Here is a 13507-nt window from a genome sequence, read left to right as displayed (position 1 = left end):
ACTACAAATGCTTATTAATTGCATTGATTGATATCTTCGCATAGTATGGCGGAAAAATTCAAGGCCTGTTCCCAAAAAGGGAGCAGGCCTTGAATTTTATGGTTTGGTTTCTTATTTCATCCAATCTGGTTTTCCGAAGCCTGCAAACTTGCTATCGATTACTTCTTCAAACTTGTCTGATTCAACTACTGATTTAATATCCTTAGCAAATTGTGCATCTGCATCTTTTGTATTCACAGCAACAACATTACGATACATATCCGGCATGTTTTCTAAAACAAGGGCATCTTGGAGATCCATTTTTGCTGCAAGAGCGAAGTTACCTGGGACCGCTGATAGGTCAACGCTGTCTGTTGCACGCGGCAATTGAGCCGATTCTAATGGTTTGAATTGAATGTTTTTTGGGTTCTTTGTTACATCTTTTTCAGATATTTTTAAGGGATCGACATCTGGCTTGACTTCAATTAAATCTTCATCTACTAGGACTTTAAGTGCACGTGCAAGGTTAACTGGATCGTTCGGTAGGGCTAGTGATGTACCATCTTTAATGTCTTTCAACGATTTATATTTGTTCGAGTATATACCCATTGGTGCTGTCGGTACAATAACAAGGTCAGAAAGCTCTAAATCATTTTCTTTAGCGAAGTTATCCATATACACTTTGTGCTGGAAAAGGTTGGCGTCGATTGAATTGTTGCCAAGCGATTTATTTGGCTGGATATAGTCAGTGAATTCAACGATTTCTATTTTGTAGCCAAGATCTTCTAGGCCTGGCTTGATGGCCTCTTTTACCATATCCGCGTAAGGACCGGTAGTTGCTCCGATTTTCAATTCTTTTTTGTCTTCAGTTTTTGGGGAAGCATCATCGCTTCCGCAAGCTGCCAAGCCAAGGGCTAGTGCGCAAACAGATAATAAAGAAGCTATTTTTTTCATTGGAAATTCCTCCTGTAATATGTTGTATTAAATCATTGTTAAAATGACTGATTCTATCGTTTGTTTACTAAGTATGAGGCCTTGTCACCAACCATTTGAATGATTTGTACAAGGCAGATTAACACGACGATTGTCGTGATCATGACTGTGTTGTCATAACGGTAATAGCCGTACCGAATGGCCAGGTCACCAATTCCGCCCCCACCGATTGTCCCAGCCATCGCTGAGTAACCGATAAGTGAAATGGTCGTTAACGTCAACCCTTGAATGATTCCCGGTTTTGCCTCAGGAAGAAGTACATCCTTAATGATCATCCATGGAGTGGCACCTACAGCAATTGCAGCTTCAATCACACCTTTATCTATTTCGCGTAATGCCGATTCAACGATTCTTGCAAAAAAAGGTATCGCGGATACAGATAGGGAAACAGAAGCCGCTCTTGGCCCTATCGTTGATCCAGTAAGCAAATCCGTTAAAGGAAGGAGGGCGACTAAGAGAATGATAAACGGGATTGAACGGACAATATTGACAGCGAAACCGAGAGATCGATTCACGACGTTATTTTCAAAGATTAAATTCTTGGTCGTTGTAAACAGCAATACTCCAAGAGGCAAACCAATTAGAAGGGCTACCGCAAGGGAGATTCCAACCATATAGATTGTTTCGAGAAAGGCTTTATTAAGGTCAGGTAAAATATTGACGACGGAATCAAACAGTGACATGTTTCAACACCTCCACAGAACTGGTCCGATTTGTTATATAATCCAGTGCCGATTGAACTTCAGCAGCCTCACCAATTAATTCAATGATTAAGATTCCTAATGGAACATCCTGAATATATTCAATTTTGCCGTGCAAGATATTTCCCTTTACTGAATACTTTTGTAGAGCATCGGAAAGAATCGATTCACCGGCGGTGGGCCCTTCAAATTGAATTTGAATAATCGTTCCTTTGCTTTCCTCAATTAAGTGTGAGGGAAGCTCAAAATCCAATACACTGCTGATGAATTGCTTCGTCAACTGCTGCTTTGGTTGTGAAAATATCTCATAAACAGATCCTTCTTCGATAATCCTGCCATCCTGCATGACAGCGACTCGATGGCATAGTTCTTTGACTACTTCCATTTCATGGGTAATCAATACTATAGTGATACCAAGTTCCCGACTAATCTTTTTTAATAACTGTAAAATCGCTTTTGTTGTTGTTGGATCAAGGGCAGAAGTCGCTTCATCACATAATAGTACAGTAGGGTTATTGGCTAAGGCTCGCGCTATGCCGACCCGTTGCTTTTGACCTCCGCTGAGCTGGGCCGGATAGACATCCTTTTTATCACTAAGCCCAACTATGTCCAGCAGTTCTAGAACGCGACTTTTGATGACGCCCTTTGATTTGTGTGCGGCTTTCAAGGCGAAAGCAACATTTTCAAAAACGGTTTTGGAACTGACTAAGGAAAAGTGCTGAAATATCATACCGATTTTTTGTCGTTGTTTTCGAAGCTCTTTGCCTGATAAAGACGTTAAGTCAATCCCGTCAATAATGATTTTTCCTTTTGTCGGACGTTCAAGCAAATTTAAGCAGCGTATTAATGAGCTTTTTCCGGCTCCGCTGTAGCCAACAATCCCATAAACTTCACCAGTCTGAATTGTCAAAGATACGTTATCCACTCCGACAACTCGGGTATTTTTCGATATGTATTCCTTTCGGACTGATCGGATTTCAATCATGAGCCTTCCCCCTTAAACATAAAAAACTGCCTCTATCATTCAGAAAGAGGCAGCGAAATTATTTCGTCTTATCTTTCAGAATGTAATCATTCTGTAGGAAGTAGCACCGTTCCCGATTGGGGCGGTTGCCGGACATCACAGGGCCTGTTCCCTCAGTCACTCTTGATAAGTAAATTATTATTTTGGAATATTACAAGTTTTCTAATATAATCTATATTATTTGTAAATTCACATATTGTCAATCGTTTCTGTAATTTTAGAATAACTTTCTGGTGATTTAATTAATTTTTTTATGGTAAATCTAGAATTGGATAATCATACCTTTTGGAATCGGGGTATTGTCACCATTGATCGTTAATGGTCGTAAAGCCATACTTTTTCATGATTTTTGTAAGATAAGCTTCGTTCTTTTTAGCAGCTTGTCGATTTTTTTTAATAATTACGTGAAGTTTTTGTCAGGAAAGTATTGTTTCAAAGTCTGTATCATGAATGCTTTAGCTTTTTTATCAACCAAGGTAATATTGATAGTTACTCAGCGTTAATGATTAGCCGTGAATTTTTTTATCGCCTAAACTTAAATACGGAGTACCCTTTCTTAACAACTTCCTTTTAACCGAAGCCAGATTTTTGCTGTTTCTTTTCTTAGTTGCATAATAGAATACCTTAAATCAATGACAATGGTTTCAAAAAGTGCCTTGATTCTACCGGAAAATATACTACGGGTCTTTGCTAGGAAAATACTATTTGCTTGTAAAAAGTATGGAGGGATATTACATTTATTGTAATGAACAAGGGGGAAATAGGATATTAAACTATTTTTATACAATTGATGAGGAGGGAAGCCATGCTAGAGATTAAAACGATAAATGATGTGGTTTGTGTACAAGGGACCCCTGAAGGAATAAAGTCGGGGATGAGTGTATATGTTTTTTTAACAGACGGCCTATTGATTGATACGGGAGCCCAAATTTTATTGGAAGAACTTATCCCTTTCTATGAATCAGCCGACTTCGATTTAGTGGCGCTAACGCATTATCATGAGGACCATACTGGCGGTGCGGCCTGGATACAGGAACATAAAAAAGTTCCCATGTATATTCATCCGATGTCGATTGATGTTTGTGCCAAGGATGCTGAATATCCTGATTATCGCAAAGCTTTTTGGGGAAGGAGAGACGGCTTCAAAGCTGAGCCGTTGGGGAGGACTGTTCATTCCCGTACCCAAACGTGGGAGCCAATCTTTACCCCAGGTCATGCTAAGGACCATATGGTGTATTTGAATCACAGTAATGGCATGCTGTTTTCAGGTGACCTATTCGTTACACCGAAAACAAAGCTTGTTTTACGGGAAGAATCTGTCCCTGTTATCATCGATTCCATAAATAGATTACTTCAATATGATTTTGGAGAGGTTTTTTGTTGTCATGCCGGTCATGTCCCTAATGGGAAGGAAATGTTTCAAAGAAAGCTCGACTATTTGGAAAACCTGCGTGGTGAAATTTTACGATTACATAATCAAGGCTTGGCAGTTCATGAAATCCAGCAAATTGTTTTGCCGAATCAATATCCGCTCATCGAGATATCTGGCCACGAATGGGATTCGGAGCATATTATCACATCGATATTAAAAGAAAAGATATTGATTAATAAGGATAATGGAGCGAAATACTAATTAGTGATTTTGTGTAATTGAAGAGGTGCTAATCAATTTCCTTTCAGAAGCACGCATTGTAATTTAAGGGATAATTTAATACATTTAAACTGAAAATTAAATACGTCTAGAAAAAGGTGCAGATAATATATTGAAGATTATCTGCTTAAAAGGGAAGTCCGGTTAGAATCCGGCGCTGTCCCGCAACTGTATATGAGAGCGATTCGAGTAATGCCACTGTCTTCTGCAAAAGGGGATGGGAAGGTTCGAAAAGCGATGATCATGAGCCAGGATACCTGCCTATTTTTAGCACAGCATCATAAACCTACGAGGATAGGAGGTGTTAAGTGCGAGAATTGACAAGAGCATGTTTTTCATTTTTTGAAAAATGGAAAATTCATGTTTGTTTTTTGTTATGTTTTCGTTTGCACTCTAACAACTTCTAATCGGGAAGTTGTTTTTTTATTTTTTTAGATGTAATCAGTTATAATAGTCGATTTTTTAACAAAATCATAAGGAAATCTCGTCTCTCTATGGAATAGGAGAAAAGTTTTCTTTATGAACAAAATTTAAGGGGGGTAATGCATGTTTGGAACAGTTAGATACTTTACGGATTTTTTAAAAGCTCAGATTATGTATAATTTTTCTGGGGAAAAAATGATTTCTTTAAGCGAAAATCATGCAAGGTTGAACAAGGAAATTAATGTGAAGGCAAAAAATTCAAAAGAAAAAGTAGAGTATTTACTTAATCTTGAAAAGGCTTATGGAATAATTAATAAGGAAATGTTCGGTCTAAAGGAGGAGTTGACAGTTTAATAAAAAGGAGCCACCTAAAGGAGGCTCCGGACACTAATTATTTATTCTTGTTTGGCTCGGTTTCATCATAAAAATCATGGGCTTCTTCAATGTTCTGAAGGTCAGCAGCTGCATAAACATTCCCGCCAGCCAGCCCTTCATTGATGTAACGGTCGATGTCTAAGAAAGCAGAGTTCTTGCCTTCATATTCGGTATCCTTCAAAAATGTGAATTCTTCTTTATCCAAAAGAAATCCCTCCTAACCTTTTTTATAGTGTAGGCAAAAGAGGGCTTTTTATTCTGAGTAAGTCCTCATGAATGAAATGAGGAGTTTAGCACTAACTTATTCATATACATGATAGACCATTAAGTCATGTATGATGCTTTTGAGCTTAGCTTCGTCTGTTTCTGAAGGGGGATTGGCAGTCCATTCTATGGACCCGTCTTTATGGTATAAGGCTTGGACGGCCTGCTTGTTAAAGTAAAAGGAAATTTTCCAACCTGGTAAATTTTTATGTAATGGTGCCCATTGAAAATGAGTAATCATATGTATAACCTCCATATAAGCTGTCTCTCATTTCATTATAATGGAAAACGGCAGATGGAGGTTATTTTCTCGTTTGATTTAATAAAGTTAATTCAATAAACAGGTTTTTCAAATGCAAGAGTCGGCTTGCTTCAATTTCTTCTTCATCAAATTGCATGGGTTTAGAGTTTACTTCGTAAATGAAGAGTGATCCTGTTGAATCTTCGCCAATATCAATAGAGAATTCCCCGAGAAAGCCGAATTTCTTCGAAAGAATCAGACCGCACTTTTGAGCAATGTACGCCAACTTCCGGTTTAAATTCCTCGATTGCAAGTTTTTGTAAGGGAAAAGTTTCCCGCCTCTTGGAGTATGGGTTGTGATTTCCTGGGTTTGTGACATCCGTACAGCCTTACCAGTAATTTTATAGAACCCATTTTCATAATGAACGAGAACTCGGTAATCATAACGATGTCCATTCAGTTTCTTTGGTATAACCGCGCGTTGGGCGAGATAGGCTCTTCTCATCAGTAGCATTTTTTTATGCTCCCAAAATGAGGAGAAATTTGGGAAGGATTCACTATGTTTTAGGCTATTAAACTGAAGAGTTTCATCAGGATTCTCGATTAGTGTGTAAATACCTTTCCCTTGGCTTCCTTTAGATGGTTTTAGGTAAATATGTCTGTGGGATTTTAAAAAAGCCCTCAGTCCATCGCAATCACCTAGGATAATTGTTGATGGAAGATGGTTGGTGAGGGAGCCATCTTCCATCAATGCTTCATACATCATATATTTATCTAAAAAACAAGGATTGAAAAGGTTCATACCATGATCTTGAAAGTAGTTGATAAGCCGTTGAAAATCCTCTGATGCCTCGAAGCCCCTTGAGGGAATTCGGTTATAAACTATATCGGGAAGCGGCATCTTAACCTCGATCCATTTGTTTGAAATGGAGGAAAAAAGGAAGCCTTTTACAGGGATGGAATGAAAGGTCTCAACCGTAAATACAAACACTAAAATCCCATGTTCCAACAAATATAGGGATAAATCCTGAAAAAGGGTCAAGTTTCCCCCTATTCCTGATTCCTTTTTGGGATTTGAAGAAGTTAAAATTCCGACGACGAGCATCCGGCTACCTGGAAAAATAGAAATAGGAATAAGTGTTTGATTATTTTGATTCTGTTTATAGTGTATTTCCTCTTTTTCCGCGCCGGCGAATAGTTGCATGCTTTCTTGGTCGTGGTACCAGCTTTCAGTTGGAATATCGTAAAAAATATTCATCTCTGCACACCGACAGCATTTGTAATGGTTTGTTCCGTAAGATAAATAGCATAATCAAGGCTGAGCTTTCTTGTTAGCAGCTCGAACTCTTTGAGTTTTGGATGGGAAAAGATTGAACGTCCTGGTTTAGAATTAGCTTCAAACATCCAAACTTGCCCTTTTTTATCTAATCCAAAATCAAAACCGATTTCTGCAATGATGCCATCTAAGTGCTCTTCAATACTTTCACTTAATATTAGGGCGGCTTCCGAAAGCTTTCGTTCGACTTCTTTCGCCTCATCATCATCACCATATAGCTCGGCAATCGTCTTGATGACACCTCCGCTTTTAATGTGGGTAGTAACGCTTCCAGCGCCGGCTATTTTTGCGGCGATTGCAGTTACCTGCCAAATTCCCTTGCTGTCCTTGTTCGTATGCACTCGGAAATCTACAGGTCGTTTTGAAGAACGAATTAATGGTATGCCCTGCTGCACAATGAGATTTTCAAGCGGTCGATTATGAAAGATGTGTTTAACAATGGATTCTAAAGTAGAAAACTTTTGCAATTTATTTTCCTGAGCATCATTTTTATAACGACAATAGTAGACATTTTCATGTTTATCATAAAGAATTTGGTGAATTCCAAGCCCAAGGCTGCCATGAATAGGCTTTATATAAACTTGGCGGTAATGAGAAAGCAGGGTTTCTACGACGGACAGAGATTGAAAAGGATACGTTTCCGGTAAAAAAGGAAGTGCCCGCTCATCCGCACATAACCGTTCATTTATATCCCATTTATTAAAAAAACCTGGATTGTACCAAGGAATTGTATACTCTTTTTGGAATTTCTGTTTCACTTCCTTAGGGCCATCCCGGTTTTCCGTCAAACGGTTAGGGAGCCGGTCATAGATGACATTTGGAAAAGGAAATTCGTTAATATTCCAGTCATCGTTCTCATAGACATAGCCCTTGATTGTTTCTTTTTCCCAATTGATTACATTTTCACCGAAAACAAAAGGGATACAGCCTGTTGTTTGGCTCAGAGAAAGGAGTTTTGAAAAAAAATCTGAACGTTCCCCGAGCGGTTTGTTTGAAATGCCGGTAAAACCTGATGAAAATATCCCGACGACTGGCCCAATATGAATGCTCTTACCGTATATAAATAGATGTAGAGGCATATCGACCTGAGTAAATATTAAAGATTCCGCGAGACTTTCTGACAGGACGATTGTTTGCTTGATTGCAGGATTTTGTTTAACAATGGCAGGACATGAATGCTGGCCAAAATATATTAATTCAATCTCTGCCAAATCTCCAAGCTCTGATGGATAGAAGAGAACGTTGCCGGGAGTATCGGCAATCTCGGCAGGATAAGTCTTTCTCACTCTCTATTCACCTGCTTTCTGAAGATGATCGGCTAAAAATTGGCTATATTGGAACGGTGCGCGATGGATATCCTTCATCGATTCAGGTTGAAGTGTTTGGATGATTTTCCTACCTGGTTTTGAGTTAATATCCATTATCCATATTTGCCCTTTTTTATCAATGCCTAGGTCGATTCCTAGCTCAAATAGCCTTTCAAAAACGGCTTCGGTTTCGACAGGTAAGGTACGGAGGATATGCTGGATTTTTTGTTCGGCAGCAATTGGAATAGATTCAGGATTTTTTTTGATGAAAGCCTCGAGCGAAATAGCTTCCCCACCAGTGGCTAAATTGGAGGTGATTCCATCTTGTTGTCCCAGGCGAATGCCTCTGCCGCGTTCCATCCACTGATTTTTTTCGTTTTTTTGAAGTAAAATTCGTAAATCGAACGGTTCCTTTTTCTGGTTGCAAAGTTCTAAATAAGGCTGACAAAGGTAACTATATCGATTTAATAAATGCTGCAGCCATTTGTTCAGTTGAGATTTAGAGTCAAATTTACGGTCGTATTTGGTGCCCTTTTTTGTCATGGACACCAATGTGCCGCCTTCGGTTTTTGTGAGAAGATAGATTCCCGTACCACCTGCTCCAAACTCTGGTTTGATAATAATTTTATCCAGACGTTCCAAATGCCCGCTGATTTCTTCAGGTGTGGTAACTTGAACGGTTTCTGGAAAAAATGCCTCTAGCAGGGGATGTTTTTTTAAAATTTGATAAACTTCCCACTTTCCTGGAAGGCCAAGGCCAAGGAAACTTGAGTTAACTTTTAACCAATTGATTTTATCGCGCATTTCCGTCGAAACACGAGATAAGCCATGGAAACAGCGGTCATATACAAAATCAGGGAGATCAAATGATTCAGAGCGCCATGTTTCCTTTTCGGCATCAAAACGTTCTCCTCGAACTTTCTTCACATCGATATCAATATTCTCGGGTGTGAATTTACATACATTCATATTAAATGATTTAGCTGCTTTTGCTATTTCAGTAAAATAATGATTTTCATGTGTATCTGACGTTGCCATTAATCCTATTAACACGTGCCAGCAACTCCTTTTATGGATGGTTTTCTCGGTCAAGAGTAAGCATAAATTCAACAATGGACTTTACTGATGGACGAAAGGTTTCATAGTTGCCCTGAAATTTTTTCGAAGGTTTCGAGTTCACTTCAATAATCCAAGGGTGTGTGTCAACATCAAGTGCTAAATCGATTCCGAGCTCCCCGAATAAATCATCATGATTTTCTGCCAAAGTATGGGCAGTTTTTTTAGCAAGTCTTATAAGCTTTTGGTGCAAACGTGCGGCTTCCTGAGGGTCAAATACTTCCTTTAAAAAGTCTGAGCCGTTTTTCATCATACCGCCCTGTGCAAGATTGGAAACGATATTACCTGGATCTCCTATCCGGGCAACCATGGAGGTAACTTTCCATTGAAACTGCTCGTTTTGATGAAGAAGGATTCGGAAATCAACTTTTCTCTGATCGATTTCAAACAAGGAAATCCCCTTTTGAAGGATGTAGGCTTGTTTTCTGCAGAATTTTTTCAAGGCGTTATACAACTTTTCATTCGTATCCGCAATATGCACATTTTGTATATGTCCGGTTTGCTCGATTTTCCATTTTCCATCTACTTGTGTTAACCTGCAAATATTCCTTCCTTGACTGCCGGAAGTAGGCTTTAAATAGATAACAGAATGGTTCTCTAAAAATGTAAAGAAGGCTTCCTTCTCGTTAAAAAGTATGGTATCAGGCAGATTTGAAAGCAGTTCATATTCTAAGAGAAGAAGCTCATGTACATCGAACTTAGAAAGAAACCCTCCATTAAACATCGGGATTGAATATGATTTTAGTTCATTTGTAAACAGATCGAAGGTTGGCGATTCTTCCATTCTGCGCGAATGAATCCGATTATAAAACACATTAGGGATAGGTAGAGTAAGGGTTTGCCACCCATTTTGCCCTGGCCAATATCCTTCCACTACGCCTTCTTTTAGAGACTGTATTCCTACTAAAAAGAAGGAAAAGCCTTGTTGATGACAGTAGGATTTCATCTCCTGATAAAATTTTTCCATCTCCCCAAATGTCCCATCTTTCAAGGGAAGTTGGTTGATGAGTGCAGCAAAGAAGGGCCCTATATTTATTGATCTATCCTCCGCATGGAAGGTCACGGAAATTGGGTCTGAAAAAGCAGGCAGGGATAAAATTTGGTTTGTATCAAATGAAAGCTTTATTGTTGGCTGGGATGAAGGGAATGGTTGGACGAGTACAGGAACGGAACGGCATCCCGCCATAAGCGTAAGGGGTTCCCCATATTGAAGATCCCACGCCTCGAATAATTTTTCTTCGATGAACAGTAGTGCCTTCTTTCTAGTGATTGCAGGATTTACCGTAATGAAAATTTTTTGAAATTTAAGATTCATTATAATTCCCCGTTTGCACTAAGTTTGATATCCTTTTATAATTAAATGATGGGCAAAAGTGGATAACACATTCTATGTTTTTCCAATTAGAACGTGTCATTAAGCCTTTATTTCAAGCAACAAAAGGAGAAATCCTCATGGATGAGTTTTGGGTAAAAATACTGTTTATGGTTGTTGTTGGTGCTGTAATTGGAGGGTTCACTAATTTATTGGCTATCCAGATGCTGTTTAGACCTTATAAACCAATCTATATTTTCGGGAAACAGCTGCCGTTGACACCAGGTTTAATTCCTAAGCGGCAAGATGAGTTAGCTAGTCAGTTAGGTAAATTGGTCGTTGAACATTTAATCACACCTGAAAGCATTCAAAGTAAGGTTATCAATGATGCCTCTATACAGAATATGAAAATTTTCGTTCAGGCAGAAGTAAAGAAAGCGTTGTCCACGGAAAAAAGTACAGCTCAATTGCTTGATCAATTGGGAATGAAGAATTCTTCCTTCTCGTTAGAACAGAAATTACAGACTTTCGTTCTTGGTAAATACGAAACATGGTTGGACGAAAATAGCGGCAAGAGCTTACAGGACATCGTCCCATTGCACATTCAGCAAAAAGCAGTGGAGTCGATCCCGGATATTTCTCGATTCATCGTAACAAAAGGAAAAGAATATTTTAACAGTGAAGAAGGTAAGGGGCGCCTTGAAGACATGTTGGATGATTTTTTCAAGGAACGGGGTAAATTGATCAATTTAATTCAGATGTTTATCGGGAATGAAAAGTTAATTGATAAAATTCAGCCGGAAATCATTAAATTTTTTGAACAATCACGAACTATTGATATATTGTCAGTGATGATGGTAAAAGAGTGGGAAAACCTCGAGAAATGGGATGTTATGAAAGTAGAAAGCTTGATTGGGAAAGAAACGATAAGACAGTTTATTACCGAAAAAACGACAGAAATGATACCAGTCGCTACTATCATGGAAAAACCAGTTCGTGAGTTGACTGCCAATTTCTCTGATAATATTGTTGAAAAAGGGGTCCCAATTCTTGTGGAAAAAGGTGCCGACTATTTAATTAATCACTTTCAGCCGCTTTTCCAAAAGCTTCATTTGGATGATATTGTGGAAGAACAGGTGGCCTCATTTTCCGTTTCGCGACTTGAGGAAATGGTCGTTTCCATCACTAAGAAGGAATTGTCAATGATCACATACCTTGGAGCATTGCTTGGAGGAATCATCGGTTTATTCCAAGGTTTTGTAACTGTTTTATTAGGATGACGTGTAATTAGCAAAGGGATTTGTTATAGTGGTAAAGGTGTAGGAATACAATGATTACTGGGAGGGGAAAACCATGAGTAACGTATATGATGCAGCATATGAAATGGAAAAGGCAATTCGAGCAAGTAATGAATATGCCGACTTGCAACGCTTATATGAAATCGTCAATTCGGATGAAGCAACAAAAGGAATGTTTGAAAACTTTCGAAATTTGCAGATGTCTTTGCAACAAAAGCAAATGATGGGGCAGGAAATTGCTCCGGAAGAGGTGGAGCAAGCACAAAAAACAGTACAGCTTGTTCAACAAAACCCAACCATCTCAAAATTGATGGAAGCGGAACAAAGGATGAGCATGGTCATTGCTGACCTTAATAAAATTATCATGAAGCCGCTTGAAGATTTATATGGTCTGCCTGAACAACAGTAGTAAGCTGTTGAGAACTCCCTGCCTTTATGGTAGGGAGTTTTTTTGCCGGAAAAGTTAGTGCCAAATCGAGTGTAAGGTGCTCTGAACTTCTATTTGTTCTACTCTTCAAATTTTAGTCATAAATTTGAAAGAGGATACTATAGATGGGGGAGATCAACATGGTATATCGTCTACTTGCGATTAATATTGACGGAACATTGCTCCAGTCGAATGGCCGTTTAAATAAATCAACTAAAGAAGCAATTGATTATGTGCACCAAAAAGGTGTCCATGTTGCGCTTGTGACGTCAAGAAACTATCACTCTGCAAAAAAAGCGGCCAAAGCCCTAAAAATAAATCCGATGATCGTTGCTCAGCAGGGAGCTTTTGTTGGAGCATCAATTGAGAAGCCTATATTGGTGAAAAGAATTTCAGAAGAATTGACTGTGGAACTAGTTCAAATGCTTGAAAAAACTACCTGCCAAATTCTACTCATTCATGAAAAATACTCGCTTGGCAATCGAGTCAACCTTCCAGAGAATTTGCTCGGTAAATCAGTTATGTATTTGAATGATCAAAATATATATGCTCAAAATTATGTGGATGATATCAGTGAAGAGTTAATTGATAAGCCAATGGCTCCGACAAAAATAGATATCATTTTTTCGGAACAAAGTGACCAAACAGATATGCTAAAACTGATAAAGGATATGTTCCCGGAGGTTGATGTTATCTTACATCCAGGATACAAGCTGACGGTTGTTCCAAAGGGTGTATCCAAGTGGAGCGGTGTATTGTATTTAGCAGATCATTTAAAGGTAAAAAGAAGTGAAATTGTCTCGATTGGAGATGGGTTAGATGATATGGAGATGATAGCTGGATCTGGTCTGGGTGTTGCCATGGGCAACGCAGATCAGGAAGTTAAGAAAGTCGCGAAATGGGTGACCCGCTCTAATGATGAACACGGTGTTGCCTATATGTTAAGAGAATTTTTCCGTAAACAACATCCGATTGAGTTTTTGCAGAAGATGAATATGCTTAAATGAATAAGGAGACTCCTTCGATCACGAAGGAGTCCTATTTAGTTATGTCGCTGGCA

The 13507-nt window shown here is 38.8% G+C and carries 14 protein-coding genes and 2 riboswitches; of the genes, 5 read left to right on the top strand and 9 right to left on the bottom strand.

Going from position 1 to position 13507, the window contains the following annotated elements:
- Window positions 1–111: 111 nt before the first annotated feature.
- Genes JFU24_RS10255 through JFU24_RS10245 form a run of 3 tightly spaced genes read right to left on the bottom strand, consistent with a single transcriptional unit; the run spans window position 112 to window position 2658 of the window.
- Entirely contained in the window at window positions 112–933 is an 822-nt protein-coding gene (locus JFU24_RS10255) for a MetQ/NlpA family ABC transporter substrate-binding protein (protein WP_098177490.1), read from the bottom strand.
- 53 nt (window positions 934–986) lie between these two features.
- Entirely contained in the window at window positions 987–1655 is a 669-nt protein-coding gene (locus JFU24_RS10250; RefSeq protein ID WP_053344881.1) for a methionine ABC transporter permease, read from the bottom strand.
- A complete protein-coding gene (locus JFU24_RS10245; RefSeq protein WP_201249918.1) occupies window positions 1642–2658 on the bottom strand; it encodes a methionine ABC transporter ATP-binding protein in 1017 nt (338 codons plus the stop codon). Before JFU24_RS10245 ends, JFU24_RS10250 begins: the two co-directional genes overlap by 14 nt.
- A gap of 65 nt (window positions 2659–2723) precedes the next feature.
- A riboswitch (SAM riboswitch) is annotated at window positions 2724–2830 on the bottom strand.
- A gap of 672 nt (window positions 2831–3502) precedes the next feature.
- Here JFU24_RS10245 and JFU24_RS10240 point away from each other — a divergent pair.
- Both JFU24_RS10240 and JFU24_RS10235 read left to right on the top strand, forming a co-directional pair.
- On the top strand, window positions 3503–4330 hold the full coding sequence (locus JFU24_RS10240; protein WP_201249917.1) for an MBL fold metallo-hydrolase: 828 nt from the start codon (window positions 3503–3505) through the stop codon (window positions 4328–4330).
- Window positions 4331–4427: 97 nt separating this feature from the next.
- Window positions 4428–4627, top strand: a riboswitch (cobalamin riboswitch).
- 267 nt (window positions 4628–4894) lie between these two features.
- Window positions 4895–5125: a hypothetical protein gene (locus JFU24_RS10235; RefSeq protein WP_201249916.1), complete on the top strand. Its 231-nt coding sequence runs from the start codon at window positions 4895–4897 to the stop codon at window positions 5123–5125.
- A gap of 37 nt (window positions 5126–5162) precedes the next feature.
- Here JFU24_RS10235 and JFU24_RS10230 read toward each other — a convergent pair whose 3' ends face one another.
- The 6 genes from JFU24_RS10230 to JFU24_RS10205 all read right to left on the bottom strand — a co-directional run bounded on the left by JFU24_RS10230 (window position 5163) and on the right by JFU24_RS10205 (window position 10725).
- Window positions 5163–5351, bottom strand: coding sequence for a hypothetical protein (locus JFU24_RS10230; RefSeq protein ID WP_053344891.1), 189 nt, complete (start codon window positions 5349–5351; stop codon window positions 5163–5165).
- A gap of 96 nt (window positions 5352–5447) precedes the next feature.
- On the bottom strand, window positions 5448–5651 hold the full coding sequence (locus JFU24_RS10225) for a YheE family protein (protein ID WP_116821669.1): 204 nt from the start codon (window positions 5649–5651) through the stop codon (window positions 5448–5450).
- 61 nt (window positions 5652–5712) lie between these two features.
- Window positions 5713–6909, bottom strand: a complete 1197-nt coding sequence (locus JFU24_RS10220) for a YheC/YheD family endospore coat-associated protein (protein ID WP_201249915.1) — start codon at window positions 6907–6909, stop codon at window positions 5713–5715.
- Window positions 6906–8273 (bottom strand): YheC/YheD family endospore coat-associated protein, encoded by a 1368-nt coding sequence (locus JFU24_RS10215; protein ID WP_053344894.1) that lies wholly within the window; start codon window positions 8271–8273, stop codon window positions 6906–6908. Before JFU24_RS10215 ends, JFU24_RS10220 begins: the two co-directional genes overlap by 4 nt.
- Before the next feature lie 3 nt (window positions 8274–8276).
- Window positions 8277–9347 (bottom strand): YheC/YheD family endospore coat-associated protein, encoded by a 1071-nt coding sequence (locus JFU24_RS10210; RefSeq protein WP_201182019.1) that lies wholly within the window; start codon window positions 9345–9347, stop codon window positions 8277–8279.
- Window positions 9348–9363: 16 nt separating this feature from the next.
- The gene (locus tag JFU24_RS10205) at window positions 9364–10725 is read right to left on the bottom strand and encodes a YheC/YheD family endospore coat-associated protein (protein ID WP_201249914.1); all 1362 of its coding nucleotides are present in this window, start codon (window positions 10723–10725) and stop codon (window positions 9364–9366) included.
- A 137-nt stretch (window positions 10726–10862) separates the two neighbouring features.
- Between JFU24_RS10205 and JFU24_RS10200 the strand changes: the two genes are divergently transcribed.
- From JFU24_RS10200 to JFU24_RS10190, 3 genes are all read left to right on the top strand, one after another.
- Window positions 10863–12002: a DUF445 domain-containing protein gene (locus tag JFU24_RS10200; protein ID WP_201249913.1), complete on the top strand. Its 1140-nt coding sequence runs from the start codon at window positions 10863–10865 to the stop codon at window positions 12000–12002.
- A 73-nt stretch (window positions 12003–12075) separates the two neighbouring features.
- Complete coding sequence (locus JFU24_RS10195) at window positions 12076–12429, top strand: YlbF family regulator (RefSeq protein ID WP_053344898.1); 354 nt, start codon at window positions 12076–12078, stop codon at window positions 12427–12429.
- A gap of 158 nt (window positions 12430–12587) precedes the next feature.
- Window positions 12588–13454, top strand: coding sequence for a Cof-type HAD-IIB family hydrolase (locus JFU24_RS10190; protein ID WP_201182013.1), 867 nt, complete (start codon window positions 12588–12590; stop codon window positions 13452–13454).
- Window positions 13455–13507: the final 53 nt, after the last annotated feature.

Origin of the sequence: Peribacillus sp. TH27 (assembly GCF_016650915.1) — a bacterium.
Classification (GTDB): domain Bacteria; phylum Bacillota; class Bacilli; order Bacillales; family DSM-1321; genus Peribacillus; species Peribacillus butanolivorans.
Note: the sequence above shows the minus strand (reverse complement) of the source record. Positions and strands in the feature narration are given on the sequence as shown.

Excerpts from the sequence above, each read along its gene's own strand:
- JFU24_RS10255 (WP_098177490.1), bottom strand. The coding sequence starts at position 933 with ATGAAAAAAATAGCTTCTTTATTATCTGTTTGCGCACTAGCCCTTGGC.
- JFU24_RS10250 (WP_053344881.1), bottom strand. The coding sequence starts at position 1,655 with ATGTCACTGTTTGATTCCGTCGTCAATATTTTACCTGACCTTAATAAA.
- JFU24_RS10245 (WP_201249918.1), bottom strand. The coding sequence starts at position 2,658 with ATGATTGAAATCCGATCAGTCCGAAAGGAATACATATCGAAAAATACC.
- JFU24_RS10240 (WP_201249917.1), top strand. The coding sequence starts at position 3,503 with ATGCTAGAGATTAAAACGATAAATGATGTGGTTTGTGTACAAGGGACC.
- JFU24_RS10235 (WP_201249916.1), top strand. The coding sequence starts at position 4,895 with ATGTTTGGAACAGTTAGATACTTTACGGATTTTTTAAAAGCTCAGATT.
- JFU24_RS10225 (WP_116821669.1), bottom strand. The coding sequence starts at position 5,651 with ATGATTACTCATTTTCAATGGGCACCATTACATAAAAATTTACCAGGT.
- JFU24_RS10220 (WP_201249915.1), bottom strand. The coding sequence starts at position 6,909 with ATGAATATTTTTTACGATATTCCAACTGAAAGCTGGTACCACGACCAA.
- JFU24_RS10205 (WP_201249914.1), bottom strand. The coding sequence starts at position 10,725 with ATGAATCTTAAATTTCAAAAAATTTTCATTACGGTAAATCCTGCAATC.
- JFU24_RS10200 (WP_201249913.1), top strand. The coding sequence starts at position 10,863 with ATGGATGAGTTTTGGGTAAAAATACTGTTTATGGTTGTTGTTGGTGCT.
- JFU24_RS10195 (WP_053344898.1), top strand. The coding sequence starts at position 12,076 with ATGAGTAACGTATATGATGCAGCATATGAAATGGAAAAGGCAATTCGA.
- JFU24_RS10190 (WP_201182013.1), top strand. The coding sequence starts at position 12,588 with ATGGTATATCGTCTACTTGCGATTAATATTGACGGAACATTGCTCCAG.